Below are 14,318 nucleotides of genomic sequence, written 5' to 3' on the forward strand. Positions count from 1 at the left end.
AAACCCCGCAAATGCGAGGCCTAGTAAATAGATGATCTTAATTTGGTTCACTGTAGCAAAAATATGGGGCGAATTCAAACATGAGGTGCGACAGTTTCAAAAGCCATATGATAATCAACAAGCTGAGCAAATTTCTCTAATGGTGTAAGCCAATCTAACGCCTTTCTAGGACGAGTATTCAGTGACATGGCAACTTGATTTAAATAATGCTGATCTGCCTGATTTAAATCGGCACTGTTGCAAAGTTAGCGATGAGGCAGCCTTTTGTCTTATTCAAAGGCCTTACATTTCAAAAACTCTGCTTACCAGGCGCATTTCGCCCAGGGGATCACCATAATAAAATGCTGAGGCCTGGCCTTTGCGTAGTGCACGCATCACCTCAATACCTTTGATGGTGGCGTAAGCCGTCTTCATGGATTTAAATCCCAGCGTGGCGCCGATTATCCGTTTCAGTTTGCCATGATCGCATTCAATCACGTTGTTCCGGTACTTAATCTGTCGGTGTTCAACGTCAGACGGGCACCGGCCTTCGCGTTTGAGCAGAGCAAGCGCGCGACCATAGGCGGGCGCTTTATCCGTGTTGATGAATCGCGGGATCTGCCACTTCTTCACGTTGTTGAGGATTTTACCCAGAAACCGGTATGCAGCTTTGCTGTTACGACGGGAGGAGAGATAAAAATCGACAGTGCGGCCCCGGCTGTCGACGGCCCGGTACAGATACGCCCAGCGGCCATTGACCTTCACGTAGGTTTCATCCATGTGCCACGGGCAAAGATCGGAAGGGTTACGCCAGTACCAGCGCAGCCGTTTTTCCATTTCAGGCGCATAACGCTGAACCCAGCGGTAAATCGTGGAGTGATCGACATTCACTCCGCGTTCAGCCAGCATCTCCTGCAGCTCACGGTAACTGATGCCGTATTTGCAGTACCAGCGTACGGCCCACAGAATGATGTCACGCTGAAAATGCCGGCCTTTGAATGGGTTCATGTGCAGCTCCATCAGCAAAAGGGGATGATAAGTTTATCACCACCGACTATTTGCAACAGTGCCCTTTTTCTTGTCTGTTTGCGGCGGTTGCGTTTTATCGGTAGTCGTCGAGCTCTGCACCATCCCACATAAGAGCTTAACGGTGCGATCTTCAACGCCATCACACAAAACTTTCTTTTTCACGCACAGTCAACTTATTGGATGTTTTATTAACAACCCAAAAGGAGATATTTAGCGGGCGGCCGGAAGGTGAATGCTAGGCATGATCTAACCCTCGGTCTCTGGCGTCGCGACTGCGAAATTTCGCGAGGGTTTCCGAGAAGGTGATTGCGCTTCGCAGATCTCCAGGCGCGTGGGTGCGGACGTAGTCAGCGCCATTGCCGATCGCGTGAAGTTCCGCCGCAAGGCTCGCTGGACCCAGATCCTTTACAGGAAGGCCAACGGTGGCGCCCAAGAAGGATTTCCGCGACACCGAGACCAATAGCGGAAGCCCCAACGCCGACTTCAGCTTTTGAAGGTTCGACAGCACGTGCAGCGATGTTTCCGGTGCGGGGCTCAAGAAAAATCCCATCCCCGGATCGAGGATGAGCCGGTCGGCAGCGACCCCGCTCCGTCGCAAGGCGGAAACCCGCGCCTCGAAGAACCGCACAATCTCGTCGAGCGCGTCTTCGGGTCGAAGGTGACCGGTGCGGGTGGCGATGCCATCCCGCTGCGCTGAGTGCATAACCACCAGCCTGCAGTCCGCCTCAGCAATATCGGGATAGAGCGCAGGGTCAGGAAATCCTTGGATATCGTTCAGGTAGCCCACGCCGCGCTTGAGCGCATAGCGCTGGGTTTCCGGTTGGAAGCTGTCGATTGAAACACGGTGCATCTGATCGGACAGGGCGTCTAAGAGCGGCGCAATACGTCTGATCTCATCGGCCGGCGATACAGGCCTCGCGTCCGGATGGCTGGCGGCCGGTCCGACATCCACGACGTCTGATCCGACTCGCAGCATTTCGATCGCCGCGGTGACAGCGCCGGCGGGGTCTAGCCGCCGGCTCTCATCGAAGAAGGAGTCCTCGGTGAGATTCAGAATGCCGAACACCGTCACCATGGCGTCGGCCTCCGCAGCGACTTCCACGATGGGGATCGGGCGAGCAAAAAGGCAGCAATTATGAGCCCCATACCTACAAAGCCCCACGCATCAAGCTTTTGCCCATGAAGCAACCAGGCAATGGCTGTAATTATGACGACGCCGAGTCCCGACCAGACTGCATAAGCAACACCGACAGGGATGGATTTCAGAACCAGACGCAGCCGCAGGCGCCGGAAACTAAACCGATGTCTGTAGGGTTACCGCTGGATCTGCGTGAATTCCAGCAGCAGCAAGAGAAAGACTTTCTACAAACCAGCTTACAGCAGGCAAAATTTAACCAGAAAAAAGCCGCTGAATTACTGGGTCTGACTTACCATCAGCTTCGCGCTTTGCTGAAAAAACACCAGATTTAACGCACATTTGCAGATGTTATATTGGCGGATTTGACGCATAACCTCATCAGGGTTTACCATGACGCCATTACTGTATAAAAAAACAGGCACAAAATATGGCTCTGGCACTCGTTGGCGAAAAAATTAACAGAAACCGCTTCACCGGTGAGAAAATTGAAAATAGTACATTTTTTAACTGTGATTTTTCAGGTGCCGACCTGAGCGGCACTGAATTTATCGGCTGTCAGTTCTATGATCGTGAAAGCCAGAAAGGGTGCAATTTTAGTCGTGCGATGCTGAAAGATGCCATTTTTAAAAGCTGTGATTTATCCATGGCGGATTTTCGCAATGCCAGTGCGCTTGGCATTGAAATTCGCCACTGTCGTGCGCAAGGCGCAGATTTTCGCGGCGCAAGTTTTATGAATATGATCACTACTCGCACCTGGTTTTGCAGTGCATATATCACTAACACAAATCTAAGCTACGCCAATTTTTCGAAAGTCGTGTTGGAAAAGTGTGAGCTGTGGGAAAACCGTTGGATGGGGGCCCAGGTACTGGGCGCGACGTTCAGTGGTTCAGATCTCTCCGGCGGCGAGTTTTCGACTTTCGACTGGCGAGCAGCAAACTTCACACATTGCGATCTGACCAATTCGGAGTTGGGTGACTTAGATATTCGGCGCGTTGATTTACAAGGCGTTAAGTTGGACAACTACCAGGCATCGTTGCTCATGGAACGTCTTGGCATCGCGATTATTGGCTAGTCTTCAGGGAGCGGTGAATATTCCGCCCCCTGCACAGCTTTTTACCCTTCAGGCATCGCTGAAGAGTGGTGTGTGGAAATTTTCCACTCTTTACCGTCCCATGCATAAGTGAATGTGTAGCGGGCTGAAACCGTTGATTTGTCCGCGAAGGTAAATGTGTAGGTACCGGTGTCTATCGCCTTATTACACCCCAGGCGAATGGTACGCATGTCAATTTTCCCGGTCGGCTTTTTCGCAAGAAAATGCTCGAAATAAGGCACTGTTGCAAATAGTCGGTGGTGATAAACTTATCATCCCCTTTTGCTGATGGAGCTGCACATGAACCCATTCAAAGGCCGGCATTTTCAGCGTGACATCATTCTGTGGGCCGTACGCTGGTACTGCAAATACGGCATCAGTTACCGTGAGCTGCAGGAGATGCTGGCTGAACGCGGAGTGAATGTCGATCACTCCACGATTTACCGCTGGGTTCAGCGTTATGCGCCTGAAATGGAAAAACGGCTGCGCTGGTACTGGCGTAACCCTTCCGATCTTTGCCCGTGGCACATGGATGAAACCTACGTGAAGGTCAATGGCCGCTGGGCGTATCTGTACCGGGCCGTCGACAGCCGGGGCCGCACTGTCGATTTTTATCTCTCCTCCCGTCGTAACAGCAAAGCTGCATACCGGTTTCTGGGTAAAATCCTCAACAACGTGAAGAAGTGGCAGATCCCGCGATTCATCAACACGGATAAAGCGCCCGCCTATGGTCGCGCGCTTGCTCTGCTCAAACGCGAAGGCCGGTGCCCGTCTGACGTTGAACACCGACAGATTAAGTACCGGAACAACGTGATTGAATGCGATCATGGCAAACTGAAACGGATAATCGGCGCCACGCTGGGATTTAAATCCATGAAGACGGCTTACGCCACCATCAAAGGTATTGAGGTGATGCGTGCACTACGCAAAGGCCAGGCCTCAGCATTTTATTATGGTGATCCCCTGGGCGAAATGCGCCTGGTAAGCAGAGTTTTTGAAATGTAAGGCCTTTGAATAAGACAAAAGGCTGCCTCATCGCTAACTTTGCAACAGTGCCCCATCTACAACCGCACGCCGCCAGAACTTCTCGGCCGGGTACTCGGCACGGTCTCGGCGGTGATGCTGTCAGCCTCGCCCATGGTTATGCTTGCGGCCGGCGCGTTTGTCGACCTTGCTGGTCCGCTCCCTGGCCTCGTTGTATCGGCCGTGTTTGCGGGGCTCGTGGCTCTACTCTCGCTCCGTCTTCAATTTGCTACAATGGCGGCGGCAGCCACAGCCTCCGCCCCAACCCATACAGAAGGTGAACACTGATGCCCCGCCCCAAGCTCAAGTCCGATGACGAGGTACTCGAGGCCGCCACCGTAGTGCTGAAGCGTTGCGGTCCCATAGAGTTCACGCTCAGCGGAGTAGCAAAGGAGGTGGGGCTCTCCCGCGCAGCGTTAATCCAGCGCTTCACCAACCGCGATACGCTGCTGGTGAGGATGATGGAGCGCGGCGTCGAGCAGGTGCGGCATTACCTGAATGCGATACCGATAGGCGCAGGGCCGCAAGGGCTCTGGGAATTTTTGCAGGTGCTCGTTCGGAGCATGAACACTCGCAACGACTTCTCGGTGAACTATCTCATCTCCTGGTACGAGCTCCAGGTGCCGGAGCTACGCACGCTTGCGATCCAGCGGAACCGCGCGGTGGTGGAGGGGATCCGCAAGCGACTGCCCCCAGGTGCTCCTGCGGCAGCTGAGTTGCTCCTGCACTCGGTCATCGCTGGCGCGACGATGCAGTGGGCCGTCGATCCGGATGGTGAGCTAGCTGATCATGTGCTGGCTCAGATCGCTGCCATCCTGTGTTTAATGTTTCCCGAACACGACGATTTCCAACTCCTCCAGGCACATGCGTAAACGGAGGTGTGCAGAGTCCCTGCGGCAGGCGACGAACACGACCGTCGTCGATTAGTACCGGTACGGTCGGTGGTATCGAAGTCTTGATCACCACTCAGGTCTACGGCTTACAAATGGTGACCATCCCGATACTTGCGTCAGAGCACCGGGCCGATTCTTTGACAGTGAATCACTCCCGTAAGGTTGTGCCGGTGTGGGTGTCCCGGGTCGAGACGATACTCCGCCAATGCGCCCAGCAAACAACCTGGCCATCGCAGGTGGTGGGGAGCGGTGTGGCGGATGAGTTGGACAAGTTGGTGTAGCAGCACGAGCACGGCGAGATAACATCGCAGGAGTTCGACATGCTCAAGAGACAGCTGATTGCGAATCGCGATGCAGATTCATAACCCGATTGCGGGTTGGCTTCACTCCACCATCACCGAGCAGACTAGCACGGCGGGCTCTGTTGCAAAGATTGGCGGCAGTCAGAGGTAGGCTGTCGCTCTGCGCCGATCAGGCGGCTGCTGCGAAATGGTGGTTGAGCATGCCCATGGCCTCCGTCAGCGCCGAGGGCCCAATGCCAAAAGCTCTCTCCACAAGGCGCACCTCGCCCCTGATGCCGGGCTGCAGGCACCAGGGGCGAGCCTGTCCTTTGCGCAGGGCTCGCATGACTTCGAATCCCTTGATCGTGGCATAGGCCGTGGGGATCGATTTGAAACCGCGCACCGGCTTGATCAGTATCTTGAGCTTTCCGTGATCGGCCTCGATCACGTTATTGAGATACTTCACCTGCCGGTGGGCCGTCTCCCGGTCCAGCTTTCCTTCGCGCTTCAATTCGGTGATCGCTGCACCATAGCTCGGCGCTTTGTCGGTATTGAGCGTGGCAGGCTTTTCCCAGTGCTTCAGGCCTCGCAGGGCCTTGCCCAGGAACCGCTTCGCTGCCTTGGCGCTGCGGGTCGGCGACAGGTAGAAATCGATCGTGTCGCCCCGCTTGTCGACTGCCCGGTACAGGTAGGTCCACTTGCCCCGCACCTTGACGTAGGTTTCATCCAGGCGCCAGCTCGGATCAAAGCCACGCCGCCAGAACCAGCGCAGCCGCTTCTCCATCTCCGGGGCGTAGCACTGGACCCAGCGATAGATCGTCGTATGGTCGACCGAAATGCCGCGTTCCGCCAGCATTTCCTCAAGGTCGCGATAGCTGATCGGATAGCGACAATACCAGCGCACCGCCCACAGGATCACATCACCCTGGAAATGGCGCCACTTGAAATCCGTCATCGTTCCGTCCGTCCAATCTCCGCCAAGCATGCTCAAGCTTCACGATTTTTGCAACAGAGCCCACACGAGTATTGAGCATAGTCGAGATTGGTGCAGATCACTTCTGATATTGAACTGTCAGGAGCTGGCTGCACAACAGCCATTACGCCCAATCAACTGGTGCAGTCGTCTTCTGAAAATGACAATCCAGTTAGGGTATAGCTCAACCTGACATAGAAGCAAAAACTCAACCACCTTCTACCAACTCTCCGAACAGCTCCTTGACCTTTGTTTTCGCATCAGCAAGTGCAGTTCTGCCTTGTTCAGTGATGTCATAAACACGCCGTTCACGTCGCCCGGTGCGTTCGTGGCGTGAGGTCAGATAGCCTTTTTTTTCCAGGCCGTGCAGCATCGGGTACACGGTGCCAGCGCTCATCTCGTAGCCGTGTCGGCGTAGCTCTTCGATGATCCCCAGCCCAAAGACAGGTTCCTCGGCTGCATGGTGAAGGATGTGCAGGCGGATCAAACCGCCGTAGAGGTCTTTGTCAGTCATTTTTTGTGCCTCACAGAGCGACGCTCAACAGCCACCCAGCTGCACCGCTACCGAGGACAACCAGCCACGGCGGGAGCTTCCAGAACATAAGTGCGACAAGGGCAACTAATGCCAAGCCGAAGTCTTGCGGCTGAAAGATGGCGCTAGTCCATACAGGCTGATACAGCGCGGCCAGCAGCAAGCCGACTACAGCGGCATTGATCCCGGCCAGCGCAGCTTGGATGCCTGTATTGCGGCGCAAACGCTCCCAAAATGGCATTGATCCGACGACCAGCAAGAACGAGGGCGCGAAGATAGCCAGCAGACACACAATGCCGCCGATCCAGCCCGACGGGGCGGTGTTCATCGAGGCACCAAGAAACGCGGCGAACGTGAACAAAGGGCCGGGCACCGCTTGAGCTGCCCCGTACCCCGCGAGAAAGGATTCATTGTTGACCCAGCCGGAGGGCACCACTTCGGCTTGCAGTAATGGCAGCACAACGTGACCACCGCCGAACACCAGTGATCCGACACGATAGAAGGAATCCACCATTGCCATGGTTTGACTTGGCATCAGTTCGGCCAACACCGGCAGGCCAATCAGCAAGACAAAGAACAGCGAGAGCCAAAGCACGCCGGCCCGGTGACTGACCGTGATAGGTAGGGGGTCATGCTCAACAACTTTCGCTGGCTTGAACAATAACCGGCCTGCGATGCCTGCGATAGCAATCACGCCAACCTGTCCCCACGCGGACGGCACAAGTAAAACGACGCAGGTAGCAATTGCCATGATGGTGACTCGCAGCCCATCCGTGCATAGGTTACGCGCCATGCCCCATACTGCTTGAGCGACCACGGCCACAGCCACCACTTTTAAGCCATGCAACGCGCCCTGCGAGACGTAATCGCCATAGCTGGAGATGCCGAGCGCAAAAAGGATCAAGGCTATGGCAGACGGCAGCGTGAAGCCAGCCCAAGCAGCCAGCGCCCCGCTGTATCCAGCCCGAGACAGTCCTACCGCTATGCCGACCTGGCTGCTTGCAGGCCCTGGCAAGAACTGACAAAGCGCGACCAAGTCAGCATAGCTCCGTTCGGAGAGCCAGCGCCGCCGTGTGACAAATTCGGCGCGGAAGTAGCCCAAGTGCGCAATGGGGCCGCCAAAAGATGTCAATCCAAGCCGCAGAAAAATAAGAAAGACCGACCATGGTCTGCTGTCATCGGTAGGGTTATTCGTCATACTTTCGCCTTCATGATCTGCAACGAGTTGATCAATAATAAGCGAAATTCGATAACGAAATTCGATATAAATCTAGAAAAAAATACCTCTATGTGTACTACGCAGTTTTAGCTGTGGCTTTCACAGGAGCACGCTTACTTACGGCTTAGCGTGCTTTATTTAATGAGATGGTCACTCCCTCCTTCCCGGTACTATGCTGAGGACAGGCTTTCATTCGGAGAACTATCATGGAAAACATTGCGCTCATTGGTATCGATCTGGGTAAAAACTCTTTCCATATTCATTGCCAGGATCGTCGCGGGAAGGCTGTTTACCGTAAAAAATTTACCCGGCCAAAGTTGATCGAATTTTTGGCGACATGCCCCGCTACAACCATCGCAATGGAAGCCTGTGGCGGTTCTCACTTTATGGCACGCAAGTTGGAAGAGTTGGGGCATTCCCCAAAGCTGATATCACCACAATTTGTCCGCCCGTTCGTTAAAAGCAATAAAAACGACTTTGTCGACGCCGAAGCTATTTGTGAAGCTGCATCGCGTCCGTCTATGCGTTTTGTGCAGCCCAGAACGGAATCTCAGCAGGCAATGCGGGCTCTGCATCGTGTCCGTGAATCCCTGGTTCAGGATAAGGTAAAAACAACCAATCAAATGCATGCTTTTCTGCTGGAATTTGGCATTAGCGTTCCCCGAGGAGCTGCCGTTATTAGCCGACTGAGTACCATTCTTGAGGATAATAGTTTGCCTCTTTACCTCAGCCAGTTATTGCTGAAATTACAACAGCATTATCACTATCTTGTTGAGCAGATTAAAGATTTGGAATCCCAGTTGAAACGAAAGTTGGACGAAGATGAGGTTGGACAGCGCTTGCTGAGCATTCCCTGCGTCGGAACACTGACAGCGAGTACTATTTCAACTGAGATTGGCGACGGGAAGCAGTACGCCAGCAGCCGTGACTTTGCGGCGGCAACAGGGCTTGTACCTCGGCAGTACAGCACGGGAGGTAGGACGACATTGCTGGGAATTAGTAAGCGAGGTAATAAAAAGATCCGAACTTTGTTGGTTCAATGTGCCAGGGTATTCATACAAAAACTGGAACACCAGTCTGGCAAATTGGCCGATTGGGTCAGGGATTTACTGTGCCGGAAAAGCAACTTTGTCGTCACTTGTGCTCTGGCAAACAAGCTGGCCAGAATAGCCTGGGCCCTAACGGCACGACAGCAAACTTATGTAGCATAACGGCAGAAATACACCGGTTTAAAGAATTACTGATCTGGTTTTGCGAATACTGATATTGATGATACTAACGGCCCACCGGCCTGTTGAGGAACCTGTAAAACGGAAAGGCTCATTGAAGCCGTATATTTTCTGGAGGTTCATCAGGCGCGGAACTCATCAAGGCGCGGGAATAAAATCCCATTCAGACGCCGGATAGATTCAAGCAAGCCAACTTGTCGTCAAAATCGGTGTTGCAAAAACGGGAGTGACCATAGATTCCGTTTTCTGAGGCGATCCCTAGGAGCTCGGATCTCAGGACGAAGGTCTCCGCGAATGTCCGGTCGATCCGCGCGACGTCCCAGGCGGGCGTTCCCTTGGCGGACATCCACGCCGCAGCGTCGTGCATCAGCCGCACAACCTCGTCGATATCACCCGAGCAGGCGACCCGAACGTTCGGAGGCTCCTCGCTGTCCATTCGCTCCCCTGGCGCGGTATGAACCGCCGCCTCATAGTGCAGTTTGATCCTGACGAGCCCAGCATGTCTGCGCCCACCTTCGCGGAACCTGACCAGGGTCCGCTAGCGGGCGGCCGGAAGGTGAATGCTAGGCATGATCTAACCCTCGGTCTCTGGCGTCGCGACTGCGAAATTTCGCGAGGGTTTCCGAGAAGGTGATTGCGCTTCGCAGATCTCCAGGCGCGTGGGTGCGGACGTAGTCAGCGCCATTGCCGATCGCGTGAAGTTCCGCCGCAAGGCTCGCTGGACCCAGATCCTTTACAGGAAGGCCAACGGTGGCGCCCAAGAAGGATTTCCGCGACACCGAGACCAATAGCGGAAGCCCCAACGCCGACTTCAGCTTTTGAAGGTTCGACAGCACGTGCAGCGATGTTTCCGGTGCGGGGCTCAAGAAAAATCCCATCCCCGGATCGAGGATGAGCCGGTCGGCAGCGACCCCGCTCCGTCGCAAGGCGGAAACCCGCGCCTCGAAGAACCGCACAATCTCGTCGAGCGCGTCTTCGGGTCGAAGGTGACCGGTGCGGGTGGCGATGCCATCCCGCTGCGCTGAGTGCATAACCACCAGCCTGCAGTCCGCCTCAGCAATATCGGGATAGAGCGCAGGGTCAGGAAATCCTTGGATATCGTTCAGGTAGCCCACGCCGCGCTTGAGCGCATAGCGCTGGGTTTCCGGTTGGAAGCTGTCGATTGAAACACGGTGCATCTGATCGGACAGGGCGTCTAAGAGCGGCGCAATACGTCTGATCTCATCGGCCGGCGATACAGGCCTCGCGTCCGGATGGCTGGCGGCCGGTCCGACATCCACGACGTCTGATCCGACTCGCAGCATTTCGATCGCCGCGGTGACAGCGCCGGCGGGGTCTAGCCGCCGGCTCTCATCGAAGAAGGAGTCCTCGGTGAGATTCAGAATGCCGAACACCGTCACCATGGCGTCGGCCTCCGCAGCGACTTCCACGATGGGGATCGGGCGAGCAAAAAGGCAGCAATTATGAGCCCCATACCTACAAAGCCCCACGCATCAAGCTTTTGCCCATGAAGCAACCAGGCAATGGCTGTAATTATGACGACGCCGAGTCCCGACCAGACTGCATAAGCAACACCGACAGGGATGGATTTCAGAACCAGAGAAAGAAAATAAAATGCGATGCCATAACCGATTATGACAACGGCGGAAGGGGCAAGCTTAGTAAAGCCCTCGCTAGATTTTAATGCGGATGTTGCGATTACTTCGCCAACTATTGCGATAACAAGAAAAAGCCAGCCTTTCATGATATATCTCCCAATTTGTGTAGGGCTTATTATGCACGCTTAAAAATAATAAAAGCAGACTTGACCTGATAGTTTGGCTGTGAGCAATTATGTGCTTAGTGCATCTAACGCCGCCATAAACGGCGACAGGGTGGCGCGCCTATTGCGCATAAAATGGCGAAGCCATGCGCAACAGGCGCGGAATCTCTGGCGTCCGGTTTGATGGCTTTGTTATGCAAAGGACTAGTCTTCAATGACGTGTAAACCACGGCGCTTTAAGTCCTCCAACGAATCCAACATTCCCCTTATTAATTCAACAGGATGCCCCTCCCAGTCTTCAACAACGCCAACAATTCTCAAGGGTTCGCAGGTTCTATAGGACTGTGTTGGATTACCGGGAAATCTTTTGTTCGTAAGATTCGGATCGTCTTCGAACGGTCCTGTTGGCTCAACTATGTATATGTAGCCGCGACCCTCGAGGCCAGACAGTGACATAGCAAGTTCAGCTCCCCAAACTGCTGGCTCCATCAAGGCTGAAAAGTAGATGTGCTTAAGAATACGACCGTCCTCGAAATGAGAGATGAACCCTGTGGTTAGCAAGTCACCAATCGCCAAATTGGCTTTGGTTCCATGATAGAACGGTCCTTGCACCTGCTTGTAATTATCATGAGAGATGGGAATCCAATCTTTTACCATTTTAAGACCCTTAATTGTTGGGATTTGGCTGCATAACGCCTGAAATAAGCCGTGCCGCGAAGCGGCATCGGCTTGATTGAATTGTTAGACGGCAAACTCGAGCCAATACTTGTGCAGGCCAACAATATTAGACGAGCACAGCATGGGCATTGCCGCTTTGATCTTCTCCAGTGACCAATTCCACCACTCCATCTCCAGAAGCAATGAAATTTCCTCATCGGTGAAGCGTTTCTTAATCTTCTTAGCGGGATTGCCGCCAACGATAGCGTAAGGCTCCACATCTTTTGTCACCAACGAGCGGCTGCCTATCACCGCACCGTGCCCGATCTTGATTCCGGGCATGACCATTGCCTCAGAGCCGATCCAAACGTCATTGCCAATGACAGTATTACCTGCTTTTTGGAAGGCATCGAGTGCGCTTGAGAATGCAGGTTCTTCCTGCATATAAAAGAACGGGAAAGATGATGCCCAGTCGTACCGATGCCCCTGATTGCCAGCCATGATAAAGGAAGCCCCACTCCCGATAGAGCAGAAACTACCGATGATCAACTTATCAACGTCATCACGGTCCGGAAACAGATACCGTGCGCAGTCATCGAATGAGTGCCCATGATAGTAGCCAGAGTAATAGCTGTACCGCCCAACTTTGATATTGGGGTTCTTCACTTGCTCAGAAAGCAGCTTGCCTTTGAAGGGGCTATCAAAGTAGTTGGTCATAAGAGATCCCGCGGTCTGTGACTTTGCCGTCTAACGTTTGAAATAAGGGGCGCCGAGCGCCAGCGAGGGGAGCCAAAAGCTTGCTTTTGGCCGTCCCGACTTGATTGAAGGGTTGGGCGATTTTGCCATTAGATTTTTTATAAATTTAGTGTGTTTAGAATGGTGATCGCATTTTTCTTGGCTTTTATGCTTGATGTTAAATTCGACCCCAAGTTTCCTGTAAGTGCGGACACAAAAACATATTTATGTCCTGATTTGCTTATAATAAACCCTTCAAACCATCCGTTTTGTAAGGTTCTATTTGCTGTGAATCCTGCACCAGTTTTCCCATACAGTTTTGTACTATTATCCAGATCTTGTAGATACATGTTCTCTATGGTGTTTTCTATGGCTGAGTTTTTAACTGGGAGATTGTGATTAATAATTTTACGCAGGAATTGAATTTGTTCTTCTGGTGAAATTTTTAAGCTACTTTCGAGCCATGCTTCTGTTAATCCGTTGTTTCTTTCTTTATCTCCAGAGAAGTCTTGATTTCCATAATCAAAATCTTTGAGATAATTCTTGATTTTATTTAATCCAATTTTTTGGGTTATTTCTTGCGAAACCCAAACAACAGAAAATTGCATCCACGTCTTTGGTGTATGATTGCTGTTCCAGATCTCCATTCCTTTGGGGGTTTTATCCCATTTGAATATGGTTTTCTGATCTATTATTTCCGCATCAAATGCCATAAGTGATAATGCGATCTTGAAAGTTGAATCTGGTGCCATTTGCGTTGCACACTTTGCTTTATTGAATTGAGCAATTTCAGCGTTTGTGGATGCATCGTAAAGTAAAAAACAACCTTCAGTTCCTTCAAATAATGGAGATGCAACAGTAGAGATATCTGTTGATGCACTGGCGCTGCTGTAGATAATATTTGCAATTATTAAAAAAATAGCGAAGTTGATATGTATTGTGTTTTTCATAATAAGTATTGGTTTGGTAAAGGGCTTAATTTTAACGGCTAACAATTAATGAGGCTCCGGGTTCGCCCAACGTTTGACATGAGGGGCGGCCAAGGGCGCCAGCCCTTGGACGTCCCCCTCGATGGAAGGGTTAGGCATCACTGCGTGTTCGCTCGAATGCCTGGCGTGTTTGAACCATGTACACGGCTGGACCATATGGGGTGGTTACGGTACCTTGCCTCTCAAACCCCGCTTTCTCGTAGCATCGGATCGCTCGCAAGTTGCTCGGCGACGGGTCCGTTTGGATCTTGGTGACCTCGGGATCATTGAACAGCAACTCAACCAGAGCTCGAACCAGCTTGGTTCCCAAGCCTTTGCCCAGTTGTGATGCATTCGCCAGTAACTGGTCTATTCCGCGTACTCCTGGATCGGTTTCTTCTTCCCACCTTCCGTCCCCGCTTCCAAGAGCAACGTACGACTGGGCATACCCAATCGGCTCTCCATTCAGCATTGCAATGTATGGAGTGACGGACTCTTGCGCTAAAACGCTTGGCAAGTACTGTTCCTGTACGTCAGCAAGTGTCGGGCGTGCTTCTTCTCCGCCCCACCACTCGACGATATGAGATCGATTTAGCCACTCATAGAGCATCGCAAGGTCATGCTCAGTCATGAGGCGCAGTGTGACGGAATCGTTGCTGTTGGTCACGATGCTGTACTTTGTGATGCCTAACTTTGTTTTTGCGTTGCTCATGATGTCTAACTCCCAATTTGTGTAGGGCTTATTATGCACGCTTAAAAATAATAAAAGCAGACTTGACCTGATAGTTTGGCTGTGAGCAATTATGTGCT

The 14,318-nt window shown here is 52.6% G+C and carries 15 protein-coding genes and 6 pseudogenes; 6 read left to right on the top strand and 15 right to left on the bottom strand.

The window, feature by feature from the left end:
- Positions 1 to 74: 74 nt before the first annotated feature.
- The 4 genes and pseudogenes from AC4OVU_RS24415 to AC4OVU_RS24430 form a co-directional block, all read right to left on the bottom strand.
- A pseudogene (locus AC4OVU_RS24415) lies at positions 75 to 230 on the bottom strand (IS30 family transposase); the annotation flags it as partial.
- A 52-nt stretch (positions 231 to 282) separates the two neighbouring features.
- On the bottom strand, positions 283 to 987 hold the full coding sequence (locus AC4OVU_RS24420; protein ID WP_001067855.1) for an IS6-like element IS26 family transposase: 705 nt from the start codon (positions 985 to 987) through the stop codon (positions 283 to 285).
- Positions 988 to 1,243: 256 nt separating this feature from the next.
- The gene (gene sul1 / locus AC4OVU_RS24425) at positions 1,244 to 2,083 is read right to left on the bottom strand and encodes a sulfonamide-resistant dihydropteroate synthase Sul1 (protein WP_000259031.1); all 840 of its coding nucleotides are present in this window, start codon (positions 2,081 to 2,083) and stop codon (positions 1,244 to 1,246) included.
- Positions 2,077 to 2,286: pseudogene (locus tag AC4OVU_RS24430) on the bottom strand (DMT family transporter); the annotation flags it as partial. The pseudogene AC4OVU_RS24430 and the gene sul1 (AC4OVU_RS24425), both read right to left, overlap by 7 nt.
- Here AC4OVU_RS24430 and AC4OVU_RS24435 point away from each other — a divergent pair.
- A pseudogene (locus AC4OVU_RS24435) lies at positions 2,272 to 2,478 on the top strand (helix-turn-helix domain-containing protein); the annotation flags it as partial. The pseudogenes AC4OVU_RS24430 and AC4OVU_RS24435 sit on opposite strands and share 15 nt — an antisense overlap.
- Before the next feature lie 95 nt (positions 2,479 to 2,573).
- Positions 2,574 to 3,218: a quinolone resistance pentapeptide repeat protein QnrB2 gene (locus AC4OVU_RS24440; protein ID WP_012695489.1), complete on the top strand. Its 645-nt coding sequence runs from the start codon at positions 2,574 to 2,576 to the stop codon at positions 3,216 to 3,218.
- 41 nt (positions 3,219 to 3,259) lie between these two features.
- On the opposite strand, the pseudogene AC4OVU_RS24445 reads toward AC4OVU_RS24440, so the two are convergent.
- A pseudogene (locus AC4OVU_RS24445) lies at positions 3,260 to 3,478 on the bottom strand (metal-independent carbonic anhydrase family protein); the annotation flags it as partial.
- A 58-nt stretch (positions 3,479 to 3,536) separates the two neighbouring features.
- Between AC4OVU_RS24445 and AC4OVU_RS24450 the strand changes: the two are divergent.
- From AC4OVU_RS24450 to mphR(A), 3 genes and pseudogenes are all read left to right on the top strand, one after another.
- A complete protein-coding gene (locus AC4OVU_RS24450; protein ID WP_001067855.1) occupies positions 3,537 to 4,241 on the top strand; it encodes an IS6-like element IS26 family transposase in 705 nt (234 codons plus the stop codon).
- Positions 4,242 to 4,295: 54 nt separating this feature from the next.
- A pseudogene (locus tag AC4OVU_RS24455) lies at positions 4,296 to 4,547 on the top strand (macrolide resistance MFS transporter Mrx(A)); the annotation flags it as partial.
- Positions 4,547 to 5,131, top strand: a complete 585-nt coding sequence (gene mphR(A), locus AC4OVU_RS24460) for a macrolide-binding transcriptional repressor MphR(A) (RefSeq protein WP_001137892.1) — start codon at positions 4,547 to 4,549, stop codon at positions 5,129 to 5,131. The pseudogene AC4OVU_RS24455 and the gene mphR(A), both read left to right, overlap by 1 nt.
- Before the next feature lie 492 nt (positions 5,132 to 5,623).
- Here mphR(A) and AC4OVU_RS24465 read toward each other — a convergent pair whose 3' ends face one another.
- The 3 genes from AC4OVU_RS24465 to chrA form a co-directional block, all read right to left on the bottom strand.
- Positions 5,624 to 6,388, bottom strand: coding sequence for an IS6-like element IS6100 family transposase (locus AC4OVU_RS24465; RefSeq protein WP_001389365.1), 765 nt, complete (start codon positions 6,386 to 6,388; stop codon positions 5,624 to 5,626).
- 226 nt (positions 6,389 to 6,614) lie between these two features.
- The gene (locus tag AC4OVU_RS24470; protein WP_000130000.1) at positions 6,615 to 6,920 is read right to left on the bottom strand and encodes a PadR family transcriptional regulator; all 306 of its coding nucleotides are present in this window, start codon (positions 6,918 to 6,920) and stop codon (positions 6,615 to 6,617) included.
- 10 nt (positions 6,921 to 6,930) lie between these two features.
- Complete coding sequence (chrA, locus tag AC4OVU_RS24475) at positions 6,931 to 8,136, bottom strand: chromate efflux transporter (RefSeq protein WP_000184001.1); 1,206 nt, start codon at positions 8,134 to 8,136, stop codon at positions 6,931 to 6,933.
- A 227-nt stretch (positions 8,137 to 8,363) separates the two neighbouring features.
- Between chrA and AC4OVU_RS24480 the strand changes: the two genes are divergently transcribed.
- Positions 8,364 to 9,368 (top strand): IS110-like element IS4321 family transposase, encoded by a 1,005-nt coding sequence (locus AC4OVU_RS24480; protein ID WP_000427623.1) that lies wholly within the window; start codon positions 8,364 to 8,366, stop codon positions 9,366 to 9,368.
- Between the two features lie 247 nt (positions 9,369 to 9,615).
- Here the strand turns inward: AC4OVU_RS24480 and AC4OVU_RS24485 are convergent.
- The 7 genes and pseudogenes from AC4OVU_RS24485 to AC4OVU_RS24515 form a co-directional block, all read right to left on the bottom strand.
- A pseudogene (locus AC4OVU_RS24485) lies at positions 9,616 to 9,822 on the bottom strand (hypothetical protein); the annotation flags it as partial.
- A 127-nt stretch (positions 9,823 to 9,949) separates the two neighbouring features.
- Positions 9,950 to 10,789, bottom strand: a complete 840-nt coding sequence (sul1, locus tag AC4OVU_RS24490; protein ID WP_000259031.1) for a sulfonamide-resistant dihydropteroate synthase Sul1 — start codon at positions 10,787 to 10,789, stop codon at positions 9,950 to 9,952.
- On the bottom strand, positions 10,783 to 11,130 hold the full coding sequence (locus AC4OVU_RS24495) for a quaternary ammonium compound efflux SMR transporter QacE delta 1 (RefSeq protein WP_000679427.1): 348 nt from the start codon (positions 11,128 to 11,130) through the stop codon (positions 10,783 to 10,785). The genes sul1 (AC4OVU_RS24490) and AC4OVU_RS24495 overlap by 7 nt, the downstream gene beginning before the upstream one ends.
- 222 nt (positions 11,131 to 11,352) lie before the next feature.
- The gene (locus tag AC4OVU_RS24500) at positions 11,353 to 11,805 is read right to left on the bottom strand and encodes an NAD(+)--rifampin ADP-ribosyltransferase Arr-3 (protein WP_001749986.1); all 453 of its coding nucleotides are present in this window, start codon (positions 11,803 to 11,805) and stop codon (positions 11,353 to 11,355) included.
- A gap of 84 nt (positions 11,806 to 11,889) precedes the next feature.
- Positions 11,890 to 12,522: a type B-3 chloramphenicol O-acetyltransferase CatB3 gene (locus AC4OVU_RS24505; RefSeq protein WP_000186237.1), complete on the bottom strand. Its 633-nt coding sequence runs from the start codon at positions 12,520 to 12,522 to the stop codon at positions 11,890 to 11,892.
- Between the two features lie 137 nt (positions 12,523 to 12,659).
- On the bottom strand, positions 12,660 to 13,490 hold the full coding sequence (locus tag AC4OVU_RS24510) for an oxacillin-hydrolyzing class D beta-lactamase OXA-1 (RefSeq protein ID WP_001334766.1): 831 nt from the start codon (positions 13,488 to 13,490) through the stop codon (positions 12,660 to 12,662).
- Between the two features lie 130 nt (positions 13,491 to 13,620).
- Positions 13,621 to 14,175, bottom strand: a complete 555-nt coding sequence (locus AC4OVU_RS24515) for a fluoroquinolone-acetylating aminoglycoside 6'-N-acetyltransferase AAC(6')-Ib-cr5 (RefSeq protein WP_063840321.1) — start codon at positions 14,173 to 14,175, stop codon at positions 13,621 to 13,623.
- Positions 14,176 to 14,318 lie beyond the last annotated feature (143 nt).

The sequence above is a fragment of the Enterobacter sp. 6722112 genome (genome assembly GCF_058661685.1).

What these genes read in the sequence shown, in the direction of transcription:
- AC4OVU_RS24465 (WP_001389365.1), bottom strand. Translation starts at nt 6,388, where the DNA reads ATGACGGATTTCAAGTGGCGCCATTTCCAGGGTGATGTGATCCTGTGG.
- AC4OVU_RS24500 (WP_001749986.1), bottom strand. Translation starts at nt 11,805, where the DNA reads ATGGTAAAAGATTGGATTCCCATCTCTCATGATAATTACAAGCAGGTG.
- AC4OVU_RS24510 (WP_001334766.1), bottom strand. Translation starts at nt 13,490, where the DNA reads ATGAAAAACACAATACATATCAACTTCGCTATTTTTTTAATAATTGCA.
- AC4OVU_RS24440 (WP_012695489.1), top strand. Translation starts at nt 2,574, where the DNA reads ATGGCTCTGGCACTCGTTGGCGAAAAAATTAACAGAAACCGCTTCACC.
- AC4OVU_RS24505 (WP_000186237.1), bottom strand. Translation starts at nt 12,522, where the DNA reads ATGACCAACTACTTTGATAGCCCCTTCAAAGGCAAGCTGCTTTCTGAG.
- AC4OVU_RS24470 (WP_000130000.1), bottom strand. Translation starts at nt 6,920, where the DNA reads ATGACTGACAAAGACCTCTACGGCGGTTTGATCCGCCTGCACATCCTT.
- AC4OVU_RS24450 (WP_001067855.1), top strand. Translation starts at nt 3,537, where the DNA reads ATGAACCCATTCAAAGGCCGGCATTTTCAGCGTGACATCATTCTGTGG.
- AC4OVU_RS24495 (WP_000679427.1), bottom strand. Translation starts at nt 11,130, where the DNA reads ATGAAAGGCTGGCTTTTTCTTGTTATCGCAATAGTTGGCGAAGTAATC.
- AC4OVU_RS24480 (WP_000427623.1), top strand. Translation starts at nt 8,364, where the DNA reads ATGGAAAACATTGCGCTCATTGGTATCGATCTGGGTAAAAACTCTTTC.
- sul1 (WP_000259031.1), bottom strand. Translation starts at nt 2,083, where the DNA reads ATGGTGACGGTGTTCGGCATTCTGAATCTCACCGAGGACTCCTTCTTC.
- sul1 (WP_000259031.1), bottom strand. Translation starts at nt 10,789, where the DNA reads ATGGTGACGGTGTTCGGCATTCTGAATCTCACCGAGGACTCCTTCTTC.
- chrA (WP_000184001.1), bottom strand. Translation starts at nt 8,136, where the DNA reads ATGACGAATAACCCTACCGATGACAGCAGACCATGGTCGGTCTTTCTT.
- AC4OVU_RS24420 (WP_001067855.1), bottom strand. Translation starts at nt 987, where the DNA reads ATGAACCCATTCAAAGGCCGGCATTTTCAGCGTGACATCATTCTGTGG.